Source organism: Mycobacterium sp. JS623, from assembly GCF_000328565.1.
Classification (GTDB): domain Bacteria; phylum Actinomycetota; class Actinomycetes; order Mycobacteriales; family Mycobacteriaceae; genus Mycobacterium.
The window spans coordinates 5,363,585-5,390,315 of record NC_019966.1; the positions used below are offsets into that span (position 1 = coordinate 5,363,585).

Here is a 26,731-nt window from a genome sequence, read left to right on the forward strand (position 1 = left end):
AACAAATGTTGACAAAGCGCCGTCGGCGGCGCATAGTCTATGCCAACAAGCGTTGGCATAGCTCAAAAGGAGACAACATGTACCACACCGATGTCCTCGTCGTCGGCGCGGGCCCGAGCGGCCTGACGCTGGCTGCGTCGCTGGTCAGCAAGGGAGTGGCGACGACGGTGGTGGACGCGCAGGCCGCGGGCGCCAACGCGTCCCGCGCCGCCGTGGTCAACGCCCGAACCCTCGAGGTTCTCGATGGCCTCGACGTGTCGCGGCGGCTCGTCAAAGAGGGCATACAAGCGCCCCGCTTCACCATCCGCGACGGGCGGCGTCTGCTGATTCCGGTCGACTTCTCGGTGCTGCCGACGGAGTTCCCGTATTCCCTGATGGTTCCGCAGGCGACTACCGAGCGGCTGTTGCTCGAGCGGCTGACCGAGCTGGGCGGCACGGTAATCCGGCCGAAGACCGTGGCTTCGGTGCGGCAGGACGTCGACGGCGCGACGGCCACCTTCGACGACGGCGACGTGATCAGCGCGCGCTACGTCGTCGGCGCCGACGGGATCCACAGCACCGTGCGCGAGCAGGCAGGCATCGGCTTCGAAGGGGACGTCTATCAGGAGTCGTTCACATTGGCCGACGTGCGCTTGCGCGGCGAGGCGCCGGCCGACGAGGTCATCTTGTTCTGGGCGAAGGCCGGCCTGACGGTGGTGGCGCCGCTGCCCGGCGACATCTTCCGGATTGTCGCTCCGGTCACCGAGGCGCCCGACGAACCATCGGCGGAGTTCATCCAGCAGCTCCTCGACGACCGCGGCCTCGGCACAGGCCGGATGGTCGTCACCGACGTCATCTGGGGCTCGCGCTTCCGCATTCACCACCGGGTCGCCGACACGTACCGTGCCGGGCGCGTCCTACTGGCCGGCGATGCCGCACATGTGCACAGCCCCGCAGGCGGACAGGGCATGAACCTCGGCATCCAGGACGCGGTCGCATTGGCCGATGCCCTGGCCGCAGTCCTCGGCGGCGCTCCCGACAGCGTGCTCGACGACTACAGCTCTGCACGCCGACCCATCGCACAGCAGGTCGTCGAAATGACCGACCGGCTAACGCGTTTGGCCACACTGCCGCGGGCCGCACGACCGATCCGCAACGTGGCGATCGGCATCGCAGGCCGCATCCCCGCCGTTCAGCATGCGCTGGCGACGCGGCTCAGCGGGCTGGTGAACCGATGACCAGCTGCGCGTGTCGACGCGTGCGGTAGTAGAGCACCGCCATCGCGACGGCCACCTCGATCACCGCGATCGTCGTTGCCGCACCCATCAGCGTCGACTGCTGGGCCATCGGCCCCATGTGCATGCCGTGGTGGTGGGCCGGCATCGGCAGATGCACCGCGATCATCGCGATGTTCATCAATCCGACCACGCACCACGCCCGCAGCGTTCCGCGCAGCCAAAGGTCACGCGCGCAGTACACACACGCGGCGATCATCACGGCCAACAGACCGCTTGCCACCACGTTCGGCGCGTGGCCCAGCATCGCCGCATGCAATACCGCCGAACTCAGTGCGAGCACCGCGCACGCTCGTCGCCCCAAGGTGGCGGACGTGGCGGTGACCATCTCACTCCTCATACAGGTGTAGATACATCGAACGCGCGAAACTCATCGCCTGGACCGCGAAACGGCATTCCGGCACGCCTCTTCCCGTACTTCTCGAGCTGGAATGCCGTTTCGGCGCGTCCGACTCTCAATCTTCGCAGCAGTGGGCCGTCTCAGCAGCGGGAACGTTCAGCGCCGGGTTGCGGTCGAAGAATCCCTGCGGCTTGAGCCTGAAGCCCGCGTAGTCGACGGGCATCACGGGCCAGTCCTCCGGGCGGGGGAAGTGCGTCAGCCCGAAGGTGTGCCACACCACGATGTCCTCGCCGTCGATGCTGCGATCACCCGCGGTGAACGCGGGCAGGCCGGCGCCGCCCGGATGCTGGTTGACATACTGCCCTGCCGAATAGCGTTCGGCCGGATCGTATTTCGTGACCCAGAGGTGCTTGGTGGCAAACGCTGCACGCTGGGCGATCGAACTGGACGGGTCGGCGAGCAACACCGGTTGGCCCTCGGGATACAGCGCGTAGCCGACGTCCTGCCCCAGCCGGTTCTGCTTGGTCGGGTTGGTGATGTGCCATACCCGGGCCTTGAGGTTGTCGGCCACCCGCTGCGCCTCTGACTCACGCCGGAGTTTCGTCTTTTGCGCGCGGAATGCGTTGCCCCACGGGTTGTCCGGGCCCATCGGCACGGGCACGGCGTCGACCTCCTCGACCACATTGACGTTCCCATCGACCGCCATATCCAGCCGCGCCGAGAACAGATGCTGGTGGAAGGGTGCGCCAAGGCCGGGTGCCATTTCGGTGGCGAACCCATCGGCTCCGCGGTATGCCGACGTGAACACGATCCCGGTCGCCTTCGCCTCGAGCTGGATCGTGCCGTCGAGGTACAGATACCAGTAGAACCCGTAGTCGTAGTTGCCGATGGTCAAGAAGAACGAGATCACGAGGCGCCGGGAGCGACGGGTCTCGGCCATGCCGTTGAACATGTCGGTGTGCTTCCACAGCACGCCGAAGTCCTCCTCGTGCAGACAGATCGCATTCTTGAGCAGCTTCGGCTCGCCCTGCTCGTCGGCTATGGTGACGTCGAAGTATTTGATCTCGCCGAGGCAATCGCACCCCAACTCGAGCGAGTTCGTGTAGCGGCCGAACAAGTACTCGCCCTGGTCGAAGTAGTTCTGCCAGTAGCGTACCGGCGACGGGTCGGCGTAGGGCACCACCATCTCGGCGATCGACGCCCGGTAGACCACCGGCCGACCGCCGATCGCGATCTGATGCAGCGTCAGGCCCTCGCGGATGTCGAAACCGAACCTGAATGTCCAATCCGCCCAAGTGATCTGGTTGCCGTCGACCGAGAAGCTCGGGCCGTCGGGCTGGGTGATCTCGATCGGCTTCAGGTCGGTGCGCGCTGGCACCGCATGCGGTTCGGCGTCCCACTCCCCTCGTTCGGCGGGCACCGCGAGGTCGAACTCGTCGATCACCTTCGTCACCCGGCGGGCGGTGAGGTCGACGTAGGCGACCACCCCGTCGATGGGATGCGCCCACGGCAGGTCAGCCTTGTCGTACTGGTAGAACGCCAGCACACGCACCACACGGCGGCCTACTTCGTCCTCGTGCCCGAACACGCCTGCCGACAGCGGAACAGCGCGCACATCGGTCGGATTCAGGTTGCGCTTGCGCATGGCTTCGAGCCATTCGGAGCTCTCGAGCAGGAACGCCTCGATGTCCTCGAATTCCTGGTCGAGGATCGGGACGTGACCGTCCTTTCCGGCGTCGATCGACTGTTGTGTCACGACGCGGTCGCCGGTGATCGACACCACGAGATCGGTGCCGAAACCGGTTGCCCTGTCCAGCAGAAGAACTCGGGCGCGACGCTCGATCGCGTCGCCCGGTGTAAAGGCCAGCACGGTTCCTTTGTGCGGTTCGTCGAGAGCGGTGTAGACGAACCGCACGCTGTCGCCAAGAAGGCCGTGTGCGTCGACGATGCGACGCACCGCGCGGATCTCGTCGGCGGTCAACGGGGTCAACGGGTGATCTGGTGCAGCAGAGCCGGTTTGGTCGACGGTCTCGATGGTGGCGGTGCTCATCGGGTGTACTCCTTTTCGATTGAAGGACGGCCGGCGCGGGGACGCAGCGCCGCCAGTACGGCGCCGCCTGCAAACGTGCCGACCAACAGCACGCCGATCACGGCGGCCGTGGTGCTCGAGCCGCCGACGAGCAGCGGCAGATTGGCAGCGGTCAGCACGAGTAGCGCCGCGAGACCCAGCAATCCGAGGCCGGGCGCGACGAGCGTGTGCCATGTTCTGGTGTCGACCCTGCTGCGGCGGAAGTACACGACGACCGCGACGGAGGTCAGTGTCATCAGCGCGATGATGCCGACCGAGGAGATCCCGACGAACCAGGCGAACACCTGCGTGACGGGATCCAGGCCGGCCAACGCTGACGCGACCACAAGGACGAGCGCCGAGACGGTCTGCACTGCCGAGGCAACGTGTGGTGAGGCGTGCCTGACGTGGCTACGTCCGCACCTCGACGGCAGGGCGGCGGTGTTGCCGAGCGAAAAGACATAGCGCGCAAGCACATTGTGGAATGACAACAGCGCAGCGAAGAGGCTCGTGATCAAGAAGATCTGGACCAGGTCTCCGGCGACCGATCCGACGTAGCGGGTGGCGGTCTCGGTCAACATGCCCTCGGGGTTGTCGGTGGCCATCTTGACTGCACCGTCATCTCCCCACGCACTGACCAGCGCCCAACTCGACAGCGCATAGAAGCCGCCGATCAGGAGGAGCGCGAGATACGTCGCACGCGGGATCGTCCGCGCCGGGTCGCGTGCCTCGTCGCGGAAGACGGCGGTGGCCTCGAAGCCGATGTAACCCGCCAGCGCGAAGATCAATGCGATGCCGGGTGCACCCGTGAAGAACTTGCCGGGATCGAAAGCGGCGGTGGAGATCCCGTTGTCGCCGCCATGGCCGATCACCGCGAGGTTGATCACCATCACGATGCCGACCTCACAAATCAGCAGAACACCGAGCACCTTGCCGGACAGCTCGATGTGCCGATAGCCCAGTGTCGCAACGACAGCCATCATCGCCAGCCCGTATACGTACCACGGCACCGACGGGCCGCCGTGCGACGTGACGAGCTCATTGATCGCCGCGCCGATGTAGCCGTAGACCCCGCCCTGCACCGCGGTGTAGGACAGCAGCGCGAGGAACGCGGCGCCGAGCCCCATGTGCCTACCCAGACCATGGCCGACGTAGGTGTAGAAGGCGCCTGCGCCAGGCACGTGTCTGGCCATCGCGGTGAAACCGACCGCGAACAGGATCAGGATCACGGTGCACACCAGATAGGACGCCGGATAAGCGGCGCCGTTGCCCGCGGCGATCCCGATGGGGAACGTGCCTGCGACGACGGTCAGCGGTGCGGCGGCCGCTACGACCATGAAGACGATCGCGGCTGGGCCGAGCCGGCCTGCGAGACGGTGGGGTTCGCGGTCGCGGACCTGAGGTCCGGACGCGAGGGCATCGGTTGTCATGGCAATCAGGCTTTCGTCTCGAGAATGGGTTTGGGTTGCGGCGTCGTGAAGCTTGCGATGAGTGAAATGAGAATGGCTCGGGCGAGAATTCTCATTTGACGCGATTTCTGGTTACAGGGCCATATTGACGGCCTTCGTTTGGGTGTATTCGGCGATCGCACCCTCGCCGAGTTCGCGGCCCCAGCCGGATTGTTTGTAGCCGCCGAATGGAAGGGCAGTATCGAATGCGTTATGGCAATTCACCCACACCGTGCCCGCCTTGATCTGCGCCGCGACCGCATGTGCCGTCGACACGTCGCGGGTCCACACGCTGGCGGCCAGCCCGTACGGGGTGTCGTTGGCGGCGGCGCGCACGCCCTGGTCGCGGTTGAACGGAATCGCGACGGCGACCGGCCCGAAGATCTCTTCGCGGTAGACGCTGAAGTCGGGCCGCACGTTGACCAGCAGGCTGGGCTGCACGTAGAACCCCGTGTCGCCGTGGCGGCCGCCGCCGGCCAGCGCCCGGGCGCCGTGTTGAACGCCTGCATCGAGGTATCCGGTGACCTTCGTCAGCTGTTCACGCGACACCAGCGGGCCGATGTCGTTGGTCGGGTCCAGTCCCGGGCCGATCTTCTGCGCCCGTGCGAGATCGGCCACGCCCTCGGTGAACTCGTCGAAGATGCGGTCCTCGACGAGCAACCGGGTGCCGGCCGTGCAGGTCTGGCCGTGGTTGAACAGGAAGCCACTGGCAGCGCCGGGGATAGCCGCGTCCAGGTCGGCGTCGGCGAAGACGACCTGCGGGCTCTTGCCGCCGAGTTCCAGCGAGACCTTCTTGAGGTTGCCCGATGCGGCGTTGACGATCTTGCGGCCGACCTCGGTCGACCCGGTGAACGCGACCTTGTCGACGTCGGAGTGCGCGGACAGCGCCGCACCGATGTCGCCGAATCCGGTGAGCACGTTGACAACTCCGTCCGGTACGCCGGCGTCGGCGATGACCTCGGCCAGCAGCAGCGCGGTCAGCGGTGTCTGCTCGGCCGGCTTGAGGATCACGGTGTTGCCGCACGCAAGCGCTGGCGCGACCTTGAAGGCCGCCATCACCAGCGGGAAATTCCAGGGGATGATCTGCGCGCACACGCCGACCGGCTCGCGCAGCGTGAAGGCGTGGAACCGGCCGCCCGGCGCCCACGGCACCGACACCGGGATGGTGCGGCCCTCGATCTTGGTGGCCCAGCCGGCGTAGTAGTAGAAGATCTCCGCGGCCCACGTCACGTCGACGGCTTTGGCGACGGTCACCGACTTGCCGTTGTCGAGCGTTTCCAGCTGCGCGAACTGGTCGGCGCGCGCGGTGATGCCATCGGCGATGCGCCAGATGATCTGCTGGCGCTCGGCCGGGGTGAGCGACGGCCACGGGCCCTCGTCGAATGCGCGCCGCGCGGCTTTGACGGCCTTTTCGACGTCCTCGACGCCGCTGTGCGGCACCGTGGTGATCACCTCTTCGGTGGCGGGGTCGACGGTTTCGAAGCGCCGGCCGGAGAGCGCGTCGACCCACTGTCCGTCGACGAACATCTGCTTCGGCGTCGACACGAATTCGACCACACGCGGGTCGAGCCTGGTTGCTTCGGCGGCAATAGTCATGCGGGCAAAAGTAACGCCGTGTTGTGAGTGAAGTCACTACTTATTTCGAATGGGAATTCGACGTATTCGCATTCTCATTTGAAATGCAGTCGGTTTCTCATTTCAGCCGCGCGTTTGACCCTGTTGACGCACATTATCCAGCGGCATGGCGCTCGGGGATGATCGTGATTCTCATTTGACGATCCGCAAAGTTAACGTGGTGAAGGCGGTCGAAGCGGCAGGATGAGCTACGTGCGACCGATCAGAAGCAGCTCACCGGTCTCCGGCCTGCAGCGAGGACAGCTGTCCTTCGCGCAGGTCTTGGGTCAGTCGGTGTCCGCGGTCGCGCCGTCGGCGGTGATGGTGACGCTGCCGGCACTCGTGATTCCGGCGGCGGGCCGGTGGACTCTTGGCGTATTCGTCGTCACGGCGCTCCTGATGGCCGCTGTCGGCTACTGCGTCGGCCAGTTCGCCACTCGGATGGTCGCGGTCAGCGGGCTCTACAGCTACACGGTCAAGGGCCTCGGCCCGGGAGCCGGGATCGCCGCCGGGTGGTCGCTGGTGATCGGGTACGCGGCGGCGGCAATGGCAAGTTCGGTCGGTGCCGCGAATTACCTTGCGGCACTGTTGAATCGCCTCGGAGTGCCGAGCGGTGCGGTGACGATCACGGTGCTTGCACTTGTCGTCGGCGCGGTCGCGCTGACGTTGATGATCAGAGGTATCCGGTTGTCCGCCAGGATCTCGCTGACTGTGGAGGTGTTCGCGATCGTGGTCGCGGCCGCGGTGTTGGTGATCGCCTTCGGCGGCTCGATCGCTGGTGGCCGCGCGCCGCCCGAAGTCTCCGACGGGCAGTCGCATTCGGCGCTGGGCTTCGCGCTGCTGCTCGCGATCACGTCGTTCGTCGGCTTCGAAAGCGCGGGGACCGTCGCACGTGAGGCCCGCAGACCGTTCGTTACCGTGCCGCGCGCGATTCGGTGGACGCCGATCGCGCTCGGCGTGCTCTACGTCTTCGCCGCAGCCATGCAGTCGACCCAAACCATCAGGGCCGGCATCGGTTCCGTGCCGATAGTGCTCACCTTGCCCGCCAGCGCGGGTGCGGGCTCGACGGCGCTGTCCATCGCGATGGAGCTCGGCATCACGGCGTCGTGGTTCGCCTGCATCATCGGTTCCACGACAGCGCTGTCGCGCACCCTGTTCGCGATGGGACGCGAGGGGGTGGTGCCCGAGGCCGTCGGAAGTACCAATCGTCGCTACCACACACCACATGTCGCGCTGCTGCTCGCAATGCCGGTCATCGTGGTGGTGCCGCTGGTGTACCTGTGGGTGACCGGTTCCAGCCGCGAAGTGCTGATCGGGCTGCTCGCGGTGTCGGCCCATGGGTATGTCGGCGCGTACCTGTTGGTGTGCCTGGCGACACCGGTGTTCCTGCGCCGGATCGGAGAATTGACCAGGCTGCCGTTGGTGATCGGTGTGGCAACCGCGGCGGTGATGATCGCGATAATCGTTTGGGCCGCACTGACATTGGAGTCGCCGGTGTGGATCGCGACTGCGGTGTATGCCGGGCTGCTTGCGGCGGGCTTCGCGCTGTACGCGTTCCGGCTGCGGCGGGTGCCAGGGTTGACCGAACGCGTCGGGGTGTTCGACGAGACCGTCGAGGGTGACCTGCTGGCGGACTACAACCCGTGGAAGGTACGGCGATGAGCCCGGCCGACGGGACGCTGTCGGGGCGACAGCCGAAGGCGGTGCAGAGCGCGCTGCGAGTGCTCGAGGAGGTGGCGCGGGCAGGCGTCGGTGTGACGGCCAAGGAGATCGCCGAGAACCTGTCGATGCCGTCGGCGACCGCGTATCGATTGCTGAATCTGCTTGTGGCCGAGGGGTATATCGTCCGGCTGCCCGATCTGTCCGGGTTCTCACTGGGGCATCGGATGGGCGTGTTGATCGACGCGGCGGTCGCGCCGACGGTGTGCACGGCAGCGCGCGAGGTGCTCTCGGAGGTTCGGTTGTCGGTGCGCTTCGGTGTGCACCTGTTTTACTTCACCAACACCGCGGTGCGGGCTGCCGATCTGGACAGCGAATTTCCGCCGCCGGTCGGCGAGGCGGTGCTGAACAGGAATCTGCATCGTTCCGCTGTCGGCCGGCTGCTGTTGGCCGAGAAGCAACACCTCGACGGGTTGGTTCCGGTCAGTGAGGAACTACTCGCGACGCTCGACGCCGTCCGGCAGCAGGGTTTCGCGACGCAGACCGGCGAGCTTCGCGAGGACTGTGCGTGCGTCGCTGTGCCGGTCCGGGCGCCGTCGGGCGCGCTGGTCGCGGCGTTGGGTATGTCGGGCCGGGCGGACCAGGATCTATTGCTGACCAAGCAAGTACCAGCGCTGACGGAGTGCGCGGCTCTCCTGAGCCCCCTGCTGGCCTAGTTTCCGCCGAAACGGCATTCCAGTCCGCATCTACTCGAACTTTCTGTGCTGGAATACCGTTTCGGCGCATTCAGTTTGGTTGCCAACCGCGCGAGACCATCGCGTCCCACGCCTGCCGGACGAGGTCGGCGTCGCTGTCTTCCTTGATCGCACGCACGACGTTCCAACCGAGTCGTGCCAGCTTCGGCCACACCCGCATGTCCTTGACGTATTGGGCCCGGTCAGTCCGGTGTTGGTCACCGTCATATTCAGCGCCGACCATAAAGTCCTCCCATCCCATATCGATCATTCGCACATATCGACCGCACTCGTCGTAGATGGCTATTTGCGTCGTCGGCTTGGGCAGGCCCGCATCAATGAAGATCAACCGCAGGCGGGTCTCCTGCGGTGATGCCGCGCCGCCGTCGACGAGCGGCAGCACAGCCTTGAGTTTCGCGACGCCGCGCGCGCCCTTGTAGCGCTTAGTGAGCAGCAGGACGTCCTCGATGGAGAACGGCGCGGCGCGCAAGAGGGCGTCAAGGCGCGCGACGGCCTGGCCTCGCTCGAGGTAGCGGCCCAAATCGAACGCCGTCCGCGCGGGTGTCGTGACCGGCAGTTGCCCCAGCCATGTCCACTCGTCATCGGTGACGCGTTCATTGCGAACGATGATCCCTCCCGGCGGGTGCGTGTTGTTCCACAGGAGCTCAATCGGGACATCGTCGTCGACCCATTCCGCGCCATGCAACGCGGAGGCGGCAGCACCGGTGACAATGCCGTTGCGTTTCGACCACAACCACGCACCGACCGTCCTGTCCGCAAGCGACGGTTCGCTTCCCCGCTGACGATGCACGTTCGGATACATCGGTCGGTACCAACGACGAAGTTCACGTCGCGTCACGACCCGGCTGGCGACGGCCTCACTACCGATAAAGTTCTCCCCCATGGCCGCATACTGTCCGCAGCCACCGACAAGCCGGAGAAGCGAGCCACCGACAAGCCGCCGAAACGGCATTCCGGCACGCCTCTTCTCGCACTTTCCGTGCTGGAATGCCGTTTCGGCGGAATCTAGAGGCCGAGGATCCTAACGCTCTCCTCGCGCATCTCGACCTTGCGCACCTTGCCGGTGACGGTCATCGGGAAGTCGTCGACGACGTGTACGTAGCGCGGAATCTTGTAGTGAGCCAGCTTGCCGTTCGCAAAGGCCTTGATGGCGTCGGCGTCCAGTGCGGGCCGGCCCGGCTTCATCCGGATCCACGCACAAAGCTCCTCGCCGTACTTCTCGTCGGGAACACCGATCACCTGAGCATCTTCGATGTCGGGGTGCGTGTAGAGGAACTCCTCGATTTCACGGGGGTAGACGTTCTCGCCGCCGCGGATCACCATGTCCTTGATGCGGCCAACGATGTTGCAGTAGCCGTCTTCTCGCATCACCGCGAGGTCGCCGGTGTGCATCCAGCCCTCGGCGTCGATCGCCTCACGCGTCTTCTCATTGTCGTTCCAGTAGCCCAGCATCAGCGAGTAGCCCCGCGTGCAGAACTCGCCCGGCTGACCACGCTCGACAATGTCGCCCGTGTCCGGATCCACGACCTTGACCTCGATATGGGGATGTGCGCGGCCCACGGATGCGGTCCGCCGCTCCAGGTCGTCCTCGATGCGGGTCTGGCAACTCACCGGCGACGTCTCCGTCATGCCGTAGGCGATGGCAACCTCCGACATGTTCATGTCGTTGACACAGTGCTTCATCACCTCGATCGGGCACACCGATCCCGCCATGATTCCGGTGCGCAACGACGACAGATCGGTGTTCGCGAAGTCGGGGTAATTCTGCATGGCGATGAACATCGTCGGCACCCCGTAAACGCCTGTGCAGCACTCCTTTTCGATCGTCGCAAGCGTTACCGCCGGGTCGAACCCCGGTGCGGGAATCACCATGGTGGCACCGTGACTCGTGCAGCCCAGGTTTCCCATCACCATGCCGAAGCAGTGGTAGAACGGCACCGGAATACAGAGACGATCGCCCGGCCCCAGCCCGATCAGCTCGGTGGTGAAGTATCCATTGTTCAGAATATTGCGGTGCGACAGCGTCGCACCCTTCGGGAAACCCGTTGTGCCCGAAGTGTACTGGATATTGATTGGCTCGTGGTTGTCCAGGCAGGCGGAACGGGTACGCAGCTCTGTCGCGGTCACGCGCTCGGCACCGCTGCGCAGCTTCTCCCAGTCGGGGGTGCCCAGAAAGAGGACCTCTCTGAGGACATGGGAGTCGGCGCGCACCTCGTCAACCATGGCCATGTAATCCGAAGTCTTGAACGCCGTCGCGGAGATCAGCGTGCGCACACCCGACTGATTCAGCACATAGGCCAGTTCATGCGTGCGGTAGGCAGGATTGATGTTGACCAAGATCGCACCGATCTTCGCCGTCGCGTATTGGACGATGGTCCACTCCGCGCAGTTGGGCGACCAGATTCCCACCCTCTCGCCCGGCTCGATGCCCAGGGCCATGAGAGCTCTTGCTACCACGTTGATTTCGTCGTTGAGCTCGCTATATGTCCACCGGCGGCCCGATGCGACCTCGACGAGTGCCTCCACATCGGGGTGCGCGGCAACGGTGCGCTCGAAGTTGTCCCCGATCGTCTCCTCGAGAATCGGAATGTCGGTCGGGCCCGCGTCGTAGGACTTCATCTATCGACCAGATCCTCGTAGCGGTATTCCGTCTCGATCGGGTGGCTTGTTTCCTCGCGACGGCGTAGCTCGACCCGGCGGATCTTACCCGAGATCGTCTTGGGCAGGTCGTAGAACTCGACGCGGCGGACCTTCAAATACGGTGCCAAGTGATCGCGTGCGTATTCCATGATCTGCCTTGCTGTTTCGGCAGTCGGCTGCCAGCCTTCGGCCAGCGAGACGTACGCCTTCGGCACGCAGAGCCGGGTCTCGTCGGGCTGCGGCACGACGGCCGCTTCCACCACCGCGGGATGCTCGATCAACACACTCTCCAATTCGAAGGGCGACACTTTGTAGTCCGACGATTTGAAGACGTCATCGGTTCGACCGATGTATGTGATGTAGCCCTCAGCGTCGCGTTGTGCGACGTCACCGGTGTGGTAGTAGCCGCCAGCCATCACGGTGGCGTTGCGCTGCGTATCGCCGAGGTAACCCGTCATCAGGTTGACCGGATTACGTTGCAGATCAAGGCAAATCTCCCCCTCGTCGGCCAGTTCACCGGTGACCGGATCGATCAAAACGACCGGCACACCCGGCATCGGCCTGCCCATCGAGCCCGGCTTGACGGGTTGTCCTGGTGTATTGCCGACCTGCAGCGTCGTCTCCGTCTGACCGAACCCGTCGCGAATCGTCAACCCCCACGCCTGTTCGACCCGGGCGATGACGTCGGGGTTGAGCGGCTCGCCTGCCCCGAGAATCTCGCGCAGACCTTCGGGTTTCGCACCAAGGTCGGATTGAATCAGCATGCGCCACACCGTCGGTGGCGCGCAGAACGTGTTGACGCCCGCACGCCGCAGCTGGTTTAGCAGCGCGGCGGCGTCGAACCGGCTGTAGTTGTAGACGAAGATGGTCGCCTCGGCGATCCACGGGGCGAAGAAGCAACTCCACGCGTGCTTGGCCCATCCCGGTGAGCTGATCGCCAGGTGCACGTCGCCGGGTCGCACGCCGATCCACGCCATCGTCGACAAATGCCCGACCGGGTAGCTGATCTGCGAGTGTTCCACCAGCTTCGGCTTACTGGTTGTCCCTGAGGTGAAGTAGATGAGCATCGAATCGTCGACGGTTGTTCCAGCCGCGAACGGCGCAGCCGACTCGACGTCATAAGCATCGGCGTAACGCTGCCAACCCTCGACTGCCTCCCCGACCACGATGCGGGTGTACTCACCGGCGACGTCGTCGAACTTGGTGGTGTCCACGTCGTTGGCGATGACGAACCGGGCGCCGCCGCGGGTGATGCGATCGGCCAGATCGGCCGGCCCCAGGGCCCCGGTCGTCGGCATGATCACTGCACCGAGCTTGGCCACAGCGAGCATCGCTTCCCAGAGCTCCACCTGGTTGCCGAGCATCAGGATGACGCGGTCGCCCTTGCCGACGCCCAGCCCCCGCAGCCAGATCGCGACGCGGTCCGAGCGGTCCGCCATCTCACCGAAGGTGACCTTCTGCTCGTCGCCGCCCTCCTCGACGATCCACAGCGCGAGCCGGTCAGCGGACGAGGGGGCGCGGGCGATCACGTCGAACCAATCGGTGGCCCAGTTGAAAGTGCCGGTGAGCTGAGGCCATGCGAACGCCTCGACGGCCTTGTCATAGTCGCCGATCAGGTCGACTAGCTGATCGCGCGCGGCGCGATACAAATCGGTGTTGGTCGTCATGGCGGATAGGATCTACGTCACAGTTGGCCCAACGCTACCCCCGAAAGAGGGTGCTCAGATGCATTCCGGCTCGTCGCTGCTCCGTCCGCGGGACGCGGACGCGTTGCGTGCCGAGCTGAGGCGCGTCGCCGAGCAAACGGGTATGCCACTGACGTTCGGCGGCGAGGTGCACGACGACACCCTGCTGCTGACAGAGTTTGTCGGCGCCCGGACCGCAGGCATGCGCGGATTGGCCGTGCTGCCAAGCGCGGGCCTCGGCGGGGCGACCGTCGTGTCCCGGCGGCCGTTGTCCGTCCCTGACTACCGCAGGGCCTCGTCGATCACCCACCACTACGACGGCCCCGTGCTGCAGGAGGGCATCAGGTCGATCCTCGCCGTTCCCGTGGTGGTCGACGGAAGCGCGCGCGCCGTGCTGTACGGCGCATACCGCGCCGCGGCGCCGATCGGGGATCGCACCGCGGACCTGATGATCGCGTCGGCGCGACGGCTGAGCCGCGAACTGAGCATCCGCGATGAGGTCGACCGCCGACTGCGGTTGCGTGACGCGCACCAGGCCGCCGGCGCGGCCACCGAGGAAATCCGCGAAGTCCACGCACAGCTGCGCCGCCTGGCCGCGGATCCGTCGGCGCCGCCGGCGTTACGGGCGCAGTTGCGGCTGCTCGCCGAACGGCTGGCCCGAGGCAGATCGGGTGGACCCGCTACGCCACTGTCGGCCCGTGAGCTCGACGTGCTGGCTCAAGTCGCACTGGGATGCACGAACGCCGAAGCGGCTAAACGTCTGTCGCTGAAGCCGGAGACCGTGAAGAGCTATCTGCGCAGTGCGGCAGCCAAACTCGGTGCCCACACCCGTCACGAGGCGGTAGCCAAGGCACGCCGGGCGCGGCTGCTGCCCTAACCGCAGCCCCCGTAGTGGCGACTCATACCTTATCGCGCTCTTGCCAGGAAATATATGGCAGCAGAGACAGGTTATCTATACCGCAACTACAGATCCAGGTTTCATTGGGAGGTGATCAACATGCTGAAGTTCGACCCGTTCTTCCGTGATTTTGATCGGCTGACCCAACAGCTGTGGGGCGGCGAAGTCGGCCGACGAGCCATGGCGCCGATGGACGCGTGGCGCGACGGTGACAAGGTCCTCGTCGAGCTGGATCTGCCGGGGGTCACTCCCGATTCGATCGATATCACGGCGGACCATGACGTGCTGACCGTCACGGCCGAACGACCAGAACCCACTGAGGGCGACTGGCTACTGGCCGAACGTCCGCATGGCGAGTTCACCCGGCATCTGACGCTGGGCAACAAGGTGGACGTCGACGGAATCAGCGCTGAGTTCACCGATGGCGTGCTGCGGCTCACGATCCCCGTCGCGGAGGCGGCCAAGCCCCGCAAGATCGCCGTCGGGCCGGGCACACAGCAGGCCATCAGCGCCTGACCCGGTGAGGGGTTCGGGTCAGGCCTTCCCCGGGGCCGCCCAGGTTGTCCGAGGGCGGCCCCGATCCTGACCACCGGGGAGTAGAAGATGGTGCATAGGAATCAGGCATCGTCGAAGCCCGCGTCGAAGTGCCGACCGAATACTGGACATCGCGGAGAGAGTGTTGATCGCCCTGCGCCGCTACAGCACAACGTCGAGTCCGCTACTGGATCGCAGCAACGGTTATCAAATGGAGGCGCTTTGACCGCCGCCACACCATCGCCGCGGGATCGCCTGATGGAAGTGGTCGCCGCGCATGGCGCATTGACCACAGCCGTCACACAGACCGCCCGGCGGATGGCCGCAGGCGGTTACGGTCAATACGCCGCACATCTGGACAACCACCGCGCCGAGCTGAACGTCGCCATCGGCGAATTAGCGCTGTGGGTAGAGAGTTTCGGCATCTGGGCAGAGGTCGATCTCGCACACCACATGCAGCCCCCGGTGCTTGGCGCGGCACCGGACGGGCCACGGCACGACGCGCTCGATGCCGCGCTGTTGACGGCGCGCGAAACTCTGAAGGCAGAGCGTGCGAACCTGCTCGGTAAGTTGGCCGAAGCGCGCACGGCCCTACACGCCGTCGGCTTACCCGCTGACGAACTGACCGCCTACCGTCGCCTGGTTCGACTGTGGGCGGGTGAAGCTATCGACGTGGTGGCCGCGGTGCATCGACTGACGTTGGCCGACCGCTACATTCGCCGTTTGGCGCATTTGACCGGCCGCCGTGACGATGCGCTTCACCAAAAGGCGGCGAGCCTGCTCGACGAATGGATGCACCACCTCGAAGAAGTCGACCGCGAAGGAGAACTGGCACTGGCCGAATCTTGCGGGTACGGCAGCCTTGTCGACTGGTACCGCGCAAGGATGTAATCCATGGCCCAAGTCAATCCATTTCGCATTGCGGTTCCCGACGCCGATCTCGCTGACCTGAAAGAGAGGCTGGCCCGCACGCGATGGCCGGAGGCCGAGTGCGTCGATGACTGGACGCAGGGCATCCCGCTGAGCTACACCCGTGAACTCGCCGACTACTGGGCTAACGAATACGACTGGCGCGCAAGCGAAGCCGCGCTGAACCGCTTCGACCAATTCACCACAGAGATCGACGGCCTCGACATCCATTTCATCCACCAGCGGTCGGCTGCCGATGGCGCGTTTCCGCTGCTGATCACTCACGGCTGGCCCGGGTCGATCGTCGAGTTCCACAAGGTGATCGAGCCGCTGACCGCGGCGGGGTTCGATGTCGTATGTCCGTCGCTGCCGGGCTACGGCTTTTCCGGGAAGCCGCTGGGCACGGGCTGGGGCGTCGAAAAGATCGCGCAGGCGTGGGAGACGTTGATGGGCCGCCTTGGCTACGAGCGCTACGGCGCGCAGGGCGGTGATTGGGGAGCCGCCGTCACCACGCAGATCGGCCGCAACGCCGGTCGTTGCGTGGGGATCCATCTCAATATGCCGATGGGCCGACCGCCCGGCGTCCTGCAGAACCCGACCGACGAGGAGAAGGAGGCGCTGGAGCGCGTCGGCGATCACCGTAAGTGGGGCACCGGCTACTCCAAACAGCAGTCGACCCGGCCGCAGACCCTCGGCTACGGGTTAACGGACTCGCCCGTCGGCCAGCTGGCGTGGATCGTCGAGAAGTTCTGGGCGTGGACGGACTGCGACGGCCATCCCGAGAACGTGTTGACGAAAGACGAGTTGCTCGACAACGTGATGCTGTACTGGCTGACCGCATCGGCGGCGTCGTCGGCGCGGCTGTACTGGGAAAGCTTCCGGATTTTCGGCGGGGGTGAACGCCAACGTGTCGAGCTGCCCACGGGTGTCGCCTCGTTTCCCAAGGAGATTCTTCGCGCGCCGCGCAGTTGGTGCGAGGCGGGCTACAACATCACCCATTGGACGAACATGCCGCGCGGCGGTCACTTCGCCGCATTCGAGCAGCCTGAGCTGTTCGTGGACGACGTGCGGAAGTTCTTCGATACGGTGCGCTAGATGGGGAGGACGATCGAGGCCGACTACCTTGTGGTCGGCGCGGGCGCGATGGGGCTGGCGTTCACCGACACCCTCGTCAGCGAGTCTGACGCGACGGTCGTCGTCGTCGACCGCAACGACCAGCCCGGCGGGCACTGGACGTGCGCCTATCCGTTCGTGCGGCTGCATCAGCCGTCGGCGTATTACGGCGTCAACTCGCGGGACCTAGGCAGCGACACCATCGACGAAGATGGGTTCAACGCCGGCTACTACGAGCTGGCAAGCGGCGCCGAGGTATGCGCTTATTTCGATGCGGTGATGCGGCAGGGATTGTTACCGACCGGCCGGGTGACCTATCTGCCGATGAGCGAATATCTCGGCGACGGCCGAGTCCGCACGCTCGGCGGCGAGGACATCTCCGTTGCTCCCCGACGCGTCGTGACCAGCCACGTCGAGATCGTGGTGCCCTCGATGCGCGCGCCGTCGTATGCCGTCGATGCGGACTGCGTGCCGCCCAACCAGCTGCCGCGAATCCGCGAGGCGCGCGACCGCTATGTGATTGTCGGCGCGGGCAAGACGGCGATGGACGCGTGTCTGTGGCTGCTACGCCACGGTGTCGCCGCGGAGCGGTTGACGTGGATCAAGCCACGCGACTCGTGGATCTTGGATCGTGCGACGGTTCAGCCTGGCTCGCAGTTCGCCAAGCGCGTGCTGCGCGACTTCTCGAGCCAGCTCGCCGCGGTGGTCGAGGCGGAATCGCTTGCCGATTTGTTCGTCCGGTTGGAGGCCAAGGGTTGCTTGACGCGTATCGACCAATCCGTCGACCCGACGATGTACCGCTGCGCCATCTTGTCGCAGGCTGAACTCACGGAGCTGCGTCGCATCGAGGACGTCGTTCGGATGGGCCATGTGCAGGCGATAGAGCCGGGTCGCATCATGCTCGACGGCGGCGTCCGCGAGATCGACGAGTCGGCGCTTTACATCGACTGCACCGCAGACGGTTTCGCTCATCGGGAGCCCACACCGGTGTTCAGCGACGGTCACATATCGCTACAAGCGGTGCGCACCTGCCAGCCCGCGTTCAGCGCGGCCGTCATCGGCCACGTCGAAGCGACCTATTCCGACGACGAGACCAGGAACGCCTTCTGCGGCCCGGTGCCGTATCCGCGTGAACCGATTGACTGGCTGCGAATGATGCTGGCCTTCAACAAGAACCAGCTTCAGTGGTTCACCGACCCTGAGATGATGGCGTGGGTCGACGCGTCGCGGCTCAATGTGTTGCACCATGTTTCGGCGGGGGTCAGTGAGCGGGCCCGCGAGAAGATCATCTCCGTGTTGACCTCGCAGATGCCCGCGATCAACGACAAGCTGGAAACGCTGTTGGCTCAGGCGTGACTTCTGTTGATTCTCCGTTGATGGCGAGACGCTCTCGCACTTTTGCGTCATAGATGCAGAGTCAATCGCCGAGACTGCGGTGAGATCGCGAAATCATGCGAACTTGCGATCTCTCCGCAGTTTCGCGGACTAAGCCAGCGATTCCACCCACGCGCGATGCAGCGCGGCATACCGACCGCCCGTGCGGCCGATCAGCTCGTCGGGCGCGCCGTCTTCGACGATGCGGCCATGGTCGAGCACCAGTACCCGATCCGCGACCTGCACCGTCGACAACCGGTGCGCGATAACCAAAGCGGTGCGGTCGGACAGCACGGTTTCCAATGCCCGCTGCACCATGCGCTCACTCGGGATGTCCAGCGACGAGGTGGCTTCGTCGAGGATCAGCACCGCCGGGTCGGCGAGGAAAGCACGCGCGAACGCGACCAGCTGCCGCTGCCCCGCAGACAACCGGCTGCCGCGCTTGGCGACGTCGGTGTCGTAGCCGTCAGGCAGCGCGTCGATGAATCGGTCCGCGCCGACGGCTGCGGCGGCCGCCGCCACTTCCGCGTCGGTGGCGTCGGGCCTGCCGAACCGAATGTTATCGGCGACCGTGCCGTCGAACATGAAGTTCTCCTGCGTGACCATCACGACGTGGCGCCGCAGCTCGCTCTGCGAAATATCCCTCAGGTCAATGCCGTCCAGCGTCACGGCACCCGACGTCGGGTCGTAGAACCGAGCGATCAGCTTGGCGATCGTGGTCTTGCCCGCACCGGTGGTGCCCACCAACGCGACGGTTTGGCCCGCGGGCACCGAGAAACTGAGGTCGGGCAGCACCGGCCGGCCCTGCACGTAGGAGAACTGCACATCGTTGAAGGTCACGTCGCCGCGCACCCTGCCGAGCGGGACGGCATGCGCTGGATCCATGATGCCGGGCCGCTCGGCGAGCACACCGGCCAGCTTCTCCAGCGCCGACGATGCGGACTGAAACGTGTTGAAGAATTGCGAAATCTCTTGCATCGGTTCGAAGAACATCCGCAGATACAGCAGGAACGCCGCCAGCGTGCCGATGGTCATTTGGCCGTGCAGCACGCGGTATCCGCCGTAGAGCAACACCACACCGGTGGTCAGGTTGCCGACCAGTTTCACGCCGGGCATGAAGATTGCGAGCAACCGGAAGGTTCGCTCGTTGTCCGCCTTGTAACGATCGGCGATGTCTTCGAAGATCTCCTGGTTGCGCGGCTCACGCCGGTAGGCCTGCACCGCCTTGATGCCGGTCATCGTTTCGACGAACTGCACGATCACCAGCGCTGCGCTCTCGCGGACCCTGCGGTACGTCTTGGCGGACTCGTTGCGGAACCACCACACCAACGCCACCAGAATCGGGAAGGCGGTCAGGCACATCAGGCCGAGCCGAACATCCAGTGTGACAAGGAGAATGGCCGTGCCGATCAACGTGAGCGCCGCGGTGATCAGGCTGTCGAAGCCCGTCTCCAGCATGTCCTGGATTGCCTCGACGTCATTGGTGGAGCGGCTGACCACGCGGCCAGACGTGTACCGCTCGTGGAAAGCGATGTCCAAGCGCTGGAAGTGCCGGTAGATCCGACGGCGCAATTCCAGCAGCACCTTCTGGCCGATCCGGCCGGAGCGCTGAAGGAAGAACATCCGGCTGGTCGCCTGAACCACCACCACCACACACAGCACGGCAACGACGACCATCAGCGTGTGCGCCGAGCCGCCGGAAAGGATCGGCGGGATGCCGTGGTCGATACCGCGTTGCACGAGGATCGGAACCGAAAGGCGCGCAAGGTTTTCCACCACGACGACGAGCGCAAGCAACGCAACCGTCGTCTGGTACGGGCGCAGCAGCGACCCTAGCAGAGCACGGGCTTCGCGGCGGCGCGGCACGCTTTCGTCGATGGGCAGGTTGTCGTCTTGGTCCTCGTCGAGGCGGCCGCGCCATTCGGTGGTCGTCATCGGCGCTCAGCCTCCGAGGACACGTAATCGCGCGGCTCGTGCTCTTCGACGAAATGGTCTAGCCGACTGCGATCTTCGTCTTCTTCCCATGCGCAACTGCGTTCAGCGCCATCGTCGAGTTCGTCGTCGGCGGCCAGCAGGTAGCGGTACTGCGGCACGGTGGCCAGCAGCTGCGCGTGGGTGCCGATGTGCGTGATGGTGCCGTCGGTCAGCAGCGCGACCTTGTCGGCGAGCAGCACCGTCGACGCCCGGTGCGCGACCACGATGCCGGTGACCGAGTGCAGCACCCGGCGCAGTGCTTCCTCGACGATGGCCTCGGTGTGCACGTCGAGCGCGGACAGCGTGTCGTCGAGCACGAGGATTTTAGGCGCGGCGAGGATGGCCCGCGCCAGCGAGAGCCGTTGCCGCTGGCCGCCGGACAGGCTCATGCCCTGCTCGCCGATGCGGGTGTCGAGCCCGTACGGAAGGTCGTACACGAAGTCTGCCGCGGCTACCTCGATGGCCTGCGCCATCTGTTCGTTCGTCGCATCCGGCCGGCCGAGCCGCAGGTTCTCCGCCACCGACATCGAGAACAGCGTTGGGTCCTCGAACGCGGTGGCCACCGCCTGCCGCAGCGCGGACAGGCTCAGCTCGCGGATGTCGCGGCCGTCGATGCGGATCTCACCCTCGGTGACGTCGTACAGCCGGGACAGCAACGAGGCGAGCACCGACTTGCCCGACCCCGTCGAACCGACCAGCGCGAGCGTCTCGCCCGGCTCGACGGTGGCGTTGACATGACGCAGCGCCCAGTCGTCGGGTGCGGCGTCGGGGAAGCGGAAGCCGACGTCGATCAGCTCCAGCCGCCCGCCGCGTGGCGTCTGACTCGACGGGCCGTCGGTGATTTCTCGTGGCGCGTCGAAGATCTCGGCGATCCGATTGGCGGCGGTGAACGACTCCTGCGTCATCGACAGCAGGAAGCCCAGCGACGCGATGGGCCACACCAGCGACAGCATCATCGTGATGAACGCGACCAACGTGCCCATCGTCACGTAGCCGTGGCCCGCGGCATACGCGCCGAAGCCAAGCACCACGATGAGCGTCAGGTTGGGAATGACCTCCAGCAATGTCCAGAACTTCGCGGACACCGCCACCCTGCCGACCTGAGTGTCGTAGAGGTTGGTCAACTGTCGGTCGAATCGGTCGTACGCGTAGTCCTCGCGGCCGAACGACTTCACCACCCGTACCCCGAGCGCGGACTCCTCGACATGCGTTGCGACGTGGCCGGACTGGTCCTGCGCCAGCCGCGACAGCTGAGTGTATGTCTGCTGAAAGTGCAGCACTGTCAACGTGATTGGCACGATCGACACGACTACGACAACTCCGAGCGGCCAGTACATCGCCAGCAGGATCGCGGTCACCACCGCGATCTGGATGGTGTTCAGCAGCAGGAACAGCATGCCGAATGACATGAAGCGACGAATGGTGCTGAGGTCGTTCATGATTCGCGACAGCAGCTGGCCGGACTGCCAGCGCCCATGAAACGACATCGGCAGGATCTGCAGCCGCGCATAGAGGTCTTTGCGAATATCGGCCTCGACGCCCATGGTGGCGCGCGCCACCAACCACCGGCGGATGAACCACAACACCGCCTCCGAAACGCCGACGCCCATCGCGGCGGCGCCAAGCACCCACAGGCCGTGCTGGTCCTGATGGCGCACCGGGCCGTCGATGACGGCCTTGGTCATCAGCGGAATGGCCACGGTGGCAACGAGGCTGCTGATCGCGATGAGCACCATCGCGATCCACCGTCCGCGGTACGGCAGCAGATACGGCATCAGGCGCCACAGATCCGAGCCGGTACGTTGGCGGGCCGGCGGTCGCGCGATCGCCGGCGCCGAGCGCAACGTATCCACAGGTTCAGTCAAAGCAATTCCCATTATCCGCTGAGCGGCAAATCAATAACGGCCTCCAGAGTCTCATGCCGCTGTGACAACTCACCGTTTCAACGTAAAACCTCAACAATGGATGAGGTCAACTGCTTCCCGGAGCGTCAACCATCACCTCCCGGCAGGACCACCAGTCGAATTGCCCACCTCGCGCAACGACAAAGTCGCCCAGAGCTGGGCATTTTGTACATCGCCATCCGGGCCGCGGGCCACGGCGTCAGACCACGCCGAAGTACCCAAGTACGCCCGCGGCGAAAACCACGAGTAGCGGGTTGGCCTTGGTGAAGATGAAGATCGCCGTGCAGGCCGCCGTCAGCGTGTAGGCCCGCCAGTCGTGGTCGGCAGCCCGGCTCATCACCAGCGACGTCGCCATGATCAGGCCGACGGTCAACGGCGCGAAGCCCTTCTCGACCGCGATCCGCCACTTCGATTGCTGCGCCTTCTTCCAAAACAGCGTCACGGCATACATCAACGACGCGGCGGGCAGCAGCATCGCGGCGGTGGCGATCACCCCGCCGATGATGGCTCCCGGTACACCCCCGACCGTCAGTCCCGCCCCGTACCCGACCAGCGTCACGATCAGAATGCTCGGTCCCGGCGCCGTCTGCGAGATCGAGAAGATGTCGGCGAACTGCGAGTCGGTCATCCAGTGGTGACCCCTGACGGCCTGCAAATGCATTTCGGGAAGCACCGCGTTGCCGCCACCGATCGACAGCAGCGACAGCGATGCGAACAAGCCCGCCAGTTGTAGGTAGGTGTGAATCATGCGGGCCGCTGCCTCGGCCACGCCCAGAACAGACTGATCGGCGCAAGGATGGCCAGCACCACCGGAAGTGGCCACCGCAGAATGCCGTTCAGCACAAACGCCGCCGCGAAAAGCAGCACCGGCACCAACCCCGTGAGGCACTTCTTGCCGGTTTGGATCACCATCGCCAGCGTCAGCGCCACCGCTGCCGCCGAGGCGCCGTGCAGCACACCCTTGACTGCGGGTATCTCCTTGAACCGGAAGTAGAAGAAGCCCGCCACCGTGATCAAGACGACCGGCACCAGGCAGAGTCCGAACACCGCCGCGACCGCGCCCGGCAGGCCGCGCATCTTCGATCCGGCGAACACCGCCATGTTGACCTGATTGGCGCCGGGCAGGATCCGGCACATCGTCATCGCGGAGAGAAACTCCGCCTCGCCCATCCATTCTTTTTCGACGACGAGCACTTCGCGTGACCACGCGGACAAACCGCCGCCGAACGACGCGAGCGCGATGTGGTTGAACGTCCAGGCGAGCTCGAAGAGCGAGACCTTGACCGGTCCCGCGTCGACCTCACTCATGCATGAGGTCATGGTCGTGCGGGAAGTCGTCCTCGTGGTGTTGGGACGGATCGAGTGGGTCCGGCGCCTCGTAGTGGTGCGACATCTCCCAGTCGCTGTCGAATACCTCTTTCAGGCGCCCGACGATTGCCGGGTCCTCGGTCATGATGCCCAGCTCGCGGCGCAGATCGAACGCGCTGCGGTCGATGTTCATCGACCCCACCAGCGCGCGCTGGTTGTCGACGATGATCAATTTGGCGTGCACGCGCAGGTTCTTCTGCTTGTGCACCTTGACGCCGAAACGCCTCAGCGTGCGCAGCGACGCGAAGGTGTCCAGAATGTCCCATTCACTGATGCCGTGTTTACCGCCGCACAACACATGCACTTTGACACCGCGATCGGCGGCCGCGGCTAGGCGCTCGAGAATGACCGCATCGACGTATTTGGGGTGCTGCACGTCGAGGCGTTCGGTGGCCGTATCGATGAATTGCGCCATGTGGTACCGCGAATTGGAGTTGCTCCACAGCAGGCCCTCATAAGCCGAGCAATCCCAATCGCGCTCGTCCCAATCGGCGTTGAATACTTCGACGATCTGCGCGACATGGTATGGATTGTCGGTGATGATGCCGTAGTCGCGGGTCAGCGTGAAATACTTCTCCATCAGATTGAACGTCGCGACCAGTGCGGCTTTTTCGTCGACCACAATCGATTTCTCGTGCGTCACGTAAAACTTCGAACTGGACCACTTGACCGCGACGCCTGCGCTCTGAAGTTGCTCGAAGGTCTCGTCGTTGGCGCGATCACCACCGGATCGGGCCGCGTTGAGCATGACGCGCACATCGACACCGGCGTTCTTCCGGTCAATGACGGCAGCGACCAAACTCGGCTCGGTGAACGTGAATTGCTTGATCAACAGCGAATTTTGTGCGGAATTGATGAATTCGCGGACCGGATCCAAGCCGTCATCGGGCTCGACAATGAGACGCGGAGACAGGGGGAGCATGATTTCGCAGATGTTAGCACCGGGGCAATAGCGTCGCTTTGCTATCGAACGAACGTTCAGCTGGCCGTGACACGGCGGTGATAAGACCGCCGCAACGGTGATACCGAGTCGCTTGGGTACCTGTCACATCGGCGGGGCGACTTCAGGCAAGATTGCGGGCATGGACGGTGGAGCGGCTTCGCCCCGCGTGCTCGTAGTGGACGACGACCCTGACGTGTTGGCGTCGCTCGAGCGTGGCCTGCGGCTGTCCGGATTCGATGTGGCCACGGCCGTCGACGGTGCTGAGGCGCTGCGCAGCGCCACCGAGACCCGGCCCGACGCGATCGTGCTGGACATCAACATGCCGGTGCTCGACGGCGTCAGCGTGGTGACCGCGCTGCGAGCGATGGACAACGACGTGCCGGTCTGCGTGCTCTCGGCGCGCAGCTCTGTCGACGACAGGGTGGCCGGGCTGGAGGCGGGCGCCGACGACTATCTGGTCAAACCGTTTGTGCTGGCCGAGCTGGTCGCGCGGGTCAAGGCGCTGCTGCGGCGCCGCGGTGCGACGGCGACGTTCTCGTCAGAGACCATCACGGTCGGCCCCCTTGAGGTCGACATCCCCGGCAGGCGTGCGCGCGTCAACGGCGCCGACGTCGACCTGACCAAGCGCGAGTTCGACCTGCTCGCCGTGCTCGCCGAGCACAAGACCGCGGTGCTTTCCCGCGCGCAGCTGCTGGAGCTGGTGTGGGGTTATGACTTCGCGGCCGACACCAATGTCGTCGACGTGTTCATCGGCTACTTGCGTCGCAAGCTGGAGGCCGGAGGTGCGCCACGGCTACTGCACACCGTCCGCGGCGTGGGGTTTGTCCTGAGGACGCAATAGGTCGTGAACCTGCTGTCGCGGATCTTCCGCAGCACGCCTTCGCTTCGAACCCGGGTGGTGGTCGCGACAGCCATCGGCGCCGCGATTCCCGTCCTCATCGTCGGGACGGTGGTGTGGGTCGGCATCACGAACGACCGTAAGGAGCGGCTCGACCGCAGGCTCGACGAGGCGGCGGGCTTCGCGATCCCGTTCCTGCCCCGCGGCCTCGACGAGATCCCCAAGTCGCCGAACGACCAGGACGCCGTCATCACGGTGCGCAAGAACGGACAGGTGTCGTCCAACTCGGACGTGGTGTTGCCGGAGCTGCCCGCCGGCTACGAAGACACCAATGTCGACGGCGTGCGGTATCGCGTTCGCACAGTAGAGATCCGGGCACCAGAGCCGATGGCGGTTGCCGTCGGGGACACCTACGACGCGACCATCGCCGACACCAACAATCTGCACCGGCGGGTGATCATCATCTGCTTCTTCGCCATCGTCGCGTCGACGGTGTTCGGTTGGATGCTGGCCACCTTCGCGGTGCGTCCGTTCAAACGGCTGGCTCAACAGACCAGTCAGATCGACGCGGGTGACGAACCGCCCAAGATCGAAGTGCGCGGCGCAACCGAGGCCGTCGAGATCGCCGACGCCGTCAAGGGCATGCTCGACCGGATCTGGGAAGAGCAGGACCGCACCAAGGCCGCGCTCGCGTCGGCCCGCGACTTCTCCGCGGTGTCCGCTCACGAGTTGCGCACGCCGCTGACCGCCATGCGCACCAACCTCGAGGTGCTGTCCACCCTGGCGCTGCCGGAGGAGCAGCGCAAAGAGGTGGTCAACGACGTCATCCGCACGCAGTCGCGCATCGAGGCCACGCTCGGCGCGTTGGAGCGGCTGGCGCAGGGCGAGCTGTCGACAGCCGACGACCACGTGCCCGTCGACATCACCGAACTGCTCGACCGCGCCGCCCACGACGCGATGCGGGTGTACCCCGACCTGGACGTCTCCCTGGTCCCGGCGCCGACGATCATCATCGTCGGGCTGCCCGCGGGGCTGCGGCTCGCCGTCGACAACGCGATCGCCAACGCCGTCAAACACGGCGGCGCGACGCGCGTGCAGTTGTCGGCGGTCAGCTCACGCGAGGGTGTGGAAATCGCGATCGACGACGATGGCGTCGGCATCCCCTCCGAAGAGCGCCAGCTGGTGTTCGAGCGGTTCTCGCGAGGGTCGACTGCGTCGGTTTCAGGCTCAGGGCTCGGCCTTGCGCTGGTGGCGCAACAGGCCGAATTGCACGGTGGCACAGCCTCATTGGAGAACAGTCCGCTTGGCGGGGTGCGACTGCTGCTGCGACTGCCCGGCCCAAGCTAGTCGCCCGCCGGGCTCGAACGTTCCTTACCGCTCGAAATTTTGGCGG

At 65.2% G+C, this 26,731-nt stretch carries 22 protein-coding genes; 10 read left to right on the plus strand and 12 right to left on the minus strand.

The annotated features are described in order from the left end of the window. The first annotated feature begins 77 nt into the window (after positions 1–77). Positions 78–1,217, plus strand: a complete 1,140-nt coding sequence (locus MYCSM_RS26100; RefSeq protein ID WP_015309177.1) for an FAD-dependent monooxygenase — start codon at positions 78–80, stop codon at positions 1,215–1,217. Here MYCSM_RS26100 and MYCSM_RS26105 read toward each other — a convergent pair. The 4 genes from MYCSM_RS26105 to MYCSM_RS26120 form a co-directional block, all read right to left on the minus strand. After that, positions 1,195–1,602, minus strand: a complete 408-nt coding sequence (locus tag MYCSM_RS26105; protein WP_015309178.1) for a hypothetical protein — start codon at positions 1,600–1,602, stop codon at positions 1,195–1,197. The two genes, MYCSM_RS26100 and MYCSM_RS26105, sit on opposite strands and share 23 nt — an antisense overlap. 127 nt (positions 1,603–1,729) lie before the next feature. Beyond that, positions 1,730–3,664 carry a primary-amine oxidase gene (locus MYCSM_RS26110; RefSeq protein ID WP_015309179.1) on the minus strand — a complete coding sequence of 645 codons (1,935 nt, stop codon included), beginning with the start codon at positions 3,662–3,664 and terminating at the stop codon, positions 1,730–1,732. Then, on the minus strand, positions 3,661–5,112 hold the full coding sequence (locus MYCSM_RS26115; RefSeq protein WP_015309180.1) for an APC family permease: 1,452 nt from the start codon (positions 5,110–5,112) through the stop codon (positions 3,661–3,663). Before MYCSM_RS26115 ends, MYCSM_RS26110 begins: the two co-directional genes overlap by 4 nt. Positions 5,113–5,223: 111 nt before the next feature. Continuing rightward, the gene (locus tag MYCSM_RS26120) at positions 5,224–6,726 is read right to left on the minus strand and encodes an aldehyde dehydrogenase family protein (RefSeq protein ID WP_015309181.1); all 1,503 of its coding nucleotides are present in this window, start codon (positions 6,724–6,726) and stop codon (positions 5,224–5,226) included. A gap of 222 nt (positions 6,727–6,948) precedes the next feature. Here MYCSM_RS26120 and MYCSM_RS26125 point away from each other — a divergent pair, with 222 nt between their 5' ends. Both MYCSM_RS26125 and MYCSM_RS26130 read left to right on the plus strand, forming a co-directional pair. Further along, positions 6,949–8,406 (plus strand): APC family permease, encoded by a 1,458-nt coding sequence (locus MYCSM_RS26125; protein WP_041312698.1) that lies wholly within the window; start codon positions 6,949–6,951, stop codon positions 8,404–8,406. Continuing rightward, the gene (locus tag MYCSM_RS26130) at positions 8,403–9,119 is read left to right on the plus strand and encodes an IclR family transcriptional regulator (protein ID WP_015309183.1); all 717 of its coding nucleotides are present in this window, start codon (positions 8,403–8,405) and stop codon (positions 9,117–9,119) included. The genes MYCSM_RS26125 and MYCSM_RS26130 overlap by 4 nt, the downstream gene beginning before the upstream one ends. Positions 9,120–9,189: 70 nt before the next feature. On the opposite strand, the gene MYCSM_RS26135 is transcribed toward MYCSM_RS26130, so the two are convergent. The 3 genes from MYCSM_RS26135 to MYCSM_RS26145 form a co-directional block, all read right to left on the minus strand. Then, on the minus strand, positions 9,190–10,041 hold the full coding sequence (locus MYCSM_RS26135) for a hypothetical protein (RefSeq protein ID WP_041312700.1): 852 nt from the start codon (positions 10,039–10,041) through the stop codon (positions 9,190–9,192). Positions 10,042–10,163: 122 nt separating this feature from the next. Continuing rightward, positions 10,164–11,777: an AMP-binding protein gene (locus MYCSM_RS26140; RefSeq protein WP_015309185.1), complete on the minus strand. Its 1,614-nt coding sequence runs from the start codon at positions 11,775–11,777 to the stop codon at positions 10,164–10,166. After that, the gene (locus MYCSM_RS26145) at positions 11,774–13,465 is read right to left on the minus strand and encodes an AMP-binding protein (RefSeq protein WP_015309186.1); all 1,692 of its coding nucleotides are present in this window, start codon (positions 13,463–13,465) and stop codon (positions 11,774–11,776) included. Before MYCSM_RS26145 ends, MYCSM_RS26140 begins: the two co-directional genes overlap by 4 nt. Positions 13,466–13,523: 58 nt before the next feature. Between MYCSM_RS26145 and MYCSM_RS26150 the strand changes: the two genes are divergently transcribed. The 5 genes from MYCSM_RS26150 (at position 13,524) to MYCSM_RS26170 (ending at position 18,293) form a co-directional block, all read left to right on the plus strand. After that, positions 13,524–14,360: a LuxR C-terminal-related transcriptional regulator gene (locus tag MYCSM_RS26150; RefSeq protein ID WP_015309187.1), complete on the plus strand. Its 837-nt coding sequence runs from the start codon at positions 13,524–13,526 to the stop codon at positions 14,358–14,360. A 111-nt stretch (positions 14,361–14,471) separates the two neighbouring features. Next, entirely contained in the window at positions 14,472–14,897 is a 426-nt protein-coding gene (locus tag MYCSM_RS26155) for an Hsp20/alpha crystallin family protein (protein ID WP_041312702.1), read from the plus strand. Positions 14,898–15,137: 240 nt separating this feature from the next. Then, positions 15,138–15,806: a hypothetical protein gene (locus MYCSM_RS26160; protein WP_232425660.1), complete on the plus strand. Its 669-nt coding sequence runs from the start codon at positions 15,138–15,140 to the stop codon at positions 15,804–15,806. Between the two features lie 3 nt (positions 15,807–15,809). After that, entirely contained in the window at positions 15,810–16,919 is a 1,110-nt protein-coding gene (locus MYCSM_RS26165; RefSeq protein WP_015309190.1) for an epoxide hydrolase family protein, read from the plus strand. Further along, the gene (locus MYCSM_RS26170; protein WP_015309191.1) at positions 16,920–18,293 is read left to right on the plus strand and encodes an NAD(P)-binding protein; all 1,374 of its coding nucleotides are present in this window, start codon (positions 16,920–16,922) and stop codon (positions 18,291–18,293) included. Positions 18,294–18,422: 129 nt separating this feature from the next. Here the strand turns inward: MYCSM_RS26170 and MYCSM_RS26175 are convergent, their stop codons facing one another. From MYCSM_RS26175 to MYCSM_RS26195, 5 genes are all read right to left on the minus strand, one after another. After that, positions 18,423–20,246, minus strand: a complete 1,824-nt coding sequence (locus MYCSM_RS26175; protein ID WP_015309192.1) for an ABC transporter ATP-binding protein — start codon at positions 20,244–20,246, stop codon at positions 18,423–18,425. After that, positions 20,243–22,162, minus strand: a complete 1,920-nt coding sequence (locus tag MYCSM_RS26180) for an ABC transporter ATP-binding protein (protein WP_015309193.1) — start codon at positions 22,160–22,162, stop codon at positions 20,243–20,245. Before MYCSM_RS26180 ends, MYCSM_RS26175 begins: the two co-directional genes overlap by 4 nt. A 226-nt stretch (positions 22,163–22,388) precedes the next feature. Next, complete coding sequence (locus MYCSM_RS26185; RefSeq protein WP_015309194.1) at positions 22,389–22,937, minus strand: chromate transporter; 549 nt, start codon at positions 22,935–22,937, stop codon at positions 22,389–22,391. Beyond that, the gene (locus tag MYCSM_RS26190; RefSeq protein WP_015309195.1) at positions 22,934–23,497 is read right to left on the minus strand and encodes a chromate transporter; all 564 of its coding nucleotides are present in this window, start codon (positions 23,495–23,497) and stop codon (positions 22,934–22,936) included. Before MYCSM_RS26190 ends, MYCSM_RS26185 begins: the two co-directional genes overlap by 4 nt. Next, complete coding sequence (locus tag MYCSM_RS26195) at positions 23,490–24,479, minus strand: phospholipase D-like domain-containing protein (protein WP_015309196.1); 990 nt, start codon at positions 24,477–24,479, stop codon at positions 23,490–23,492. Before MYCSM_RS26195 ends, MYCSM_RS26190 begins: the two co-directional genes overlap by 8 nt. Before the next feature lie 151 nt (positions 24,480–24,630). Here MYCSM_RS26195 and prrA point away from each other — a divergent pair, with 151 nt between their 5' ends. Beyond that, entirely contained in the window at positions 24,631–25,341 is a 711-nt protein-coding gene (gene prrA / locus MYCSM_RS26200; protein ID WP_198345124.1) for a two-component system response regulator PrrA, read from the plus strand. 3 nt (positions 25,342–25,344) lie between these two features. Then, positions 25,345–26,685, plus strand: coding sequence for a sensor histidine kinase (locus tag MYCSM_RS26205; protein ID WP_015309198.1), 1,341 nt, complete (start codon positions 25,345–25,347; stop codon positions 26,683–26,685). Positions 26,686–26,731 lie beyond the last annotated feature (46 nt).

Coding starts and splice junctions, on each gene's coding strand:
- MYCSM_RS26100 (WP_015309177.1), top strand. CDS start 78: ATGTACCACACCGATGTCCTCGTCGTCGGCGCGGGCCCGAGCGGCCTG.
- MYCSM_RS26105 (WP_015309178.1), bottom strand. CDS start 1,602: ATGGTCACCGCCACGTCCGCCACCTTGGGGCGACGAGCGTGCGCGGTG.
- MYCSM_RS26110 (WP_015309179.1), bottom strand. CDS start 3,664: ATGAGCACCGCCACCATCGAGACCGTCGACCAAACCGGCTCTGCTGCA.
- MYCSM_RS26115 (WP_015309180.1), bottom strand. CDS start 5,112: ATGACAACCGATGCCCTCGCGTCCGGACCTCAGGTCCGCGACCGCGAA.
- MYCSM_RS26120 (WP_015309181.1), bottom strand. CDS start 6,726: ATGACTATTGCCGCCGAAGCAACCAGGCTCGACCCGCGTGTGGTCGAA.
- MYCSM_RS26125 (WP_041312698.1), top strand. CDS start 6,949: ATGAGCTACGTGCGACCGATCAGAAGCAGCTCACCGGTCTCCGGCCTG.
- MYCSM_RS26130 (WP_015309183.1), top strand. CDS start 8,403: ATGAGCCCGGCCGACGGGACGCTGTCGGGGCGACAGCCGAAGGCGGTG.
- MYCSM_RS26135 (WP_041312700.1), bottom strand. CDS start 10,041: ATGGGGGAGAACTTTATCGGTAGTGAGGCCGTCGCCAGCCGGGTCGTG.
- MYCSM_RS26140 (WP_015309185.1), bottom strand. CDS start 11,777: ATGAAGTCCTACGACGCGGGCCCGACCGACATTCCGATTCTCGAGGAG.
- MYCSM_RS26145 (WP_015309186.1), bottom strand. CDS start 13,465: ATGACGACCAACACCGATTTGTATCGCGCCGCGCGCGATCAGCTAGTC.
- MYCSM_RS26150 (WP_015309187.1), top strand. CDS start 13,524: ATGCATTCCGGCTCGTCGCTGCTCCGTCCGCGGGACGCGGACGCGTTG.
- MYCSM_RS26165 (WP_015309190.1), top strand. CDS start 15,810: ATGGCCCAAGTCAATCCATTTCGCATTGCGGTTCCCGACGCCGATCTC.
- MYCSM_RS26170 (WP_015309191.1), top strand. CDS start 16,920: ATGGGGAGGACGATCGAGGCCGACTACCTTGTGGTCGGCGCGGGCGCG.
- MYCSM_RS26175 (WP_015309192.1), bottom strand. CDS start 20,246: ATGACGACCACCGAATGGCGCGGCCGCCTCGACGAGGACCAAGACGAC.
- MYCSM_RS26180 (WP_015309193.1), bottom strand. CDS start 22,162: ATGGGAATTGCTTTGACTGAACCTGTGGATACGTTGCGCTCGGCGCCG.
- MYCSM_RS26185 (WP_015309194.1), bottom strand. CDS start 22,937: ATGATTCACACCTACCTACAACTGGCGGGCTTGTTCGCATCGCTGTCG.
- MYCSM_RS26190 (WP_015309195.1), bottom strand. CDS start 23,497: ATGAGTGAGGTCGACGCGGGACCGGTCAAGGTCTCGCTCTTCGAGCTC.
- MYCSM_RS26195 (WP_015309196.1), bottom strand. CDS start 24,479: ATGCTCCCCCTGTCTCCGCGTCTCATTGTCGAGCCCGATGACGGCTTG.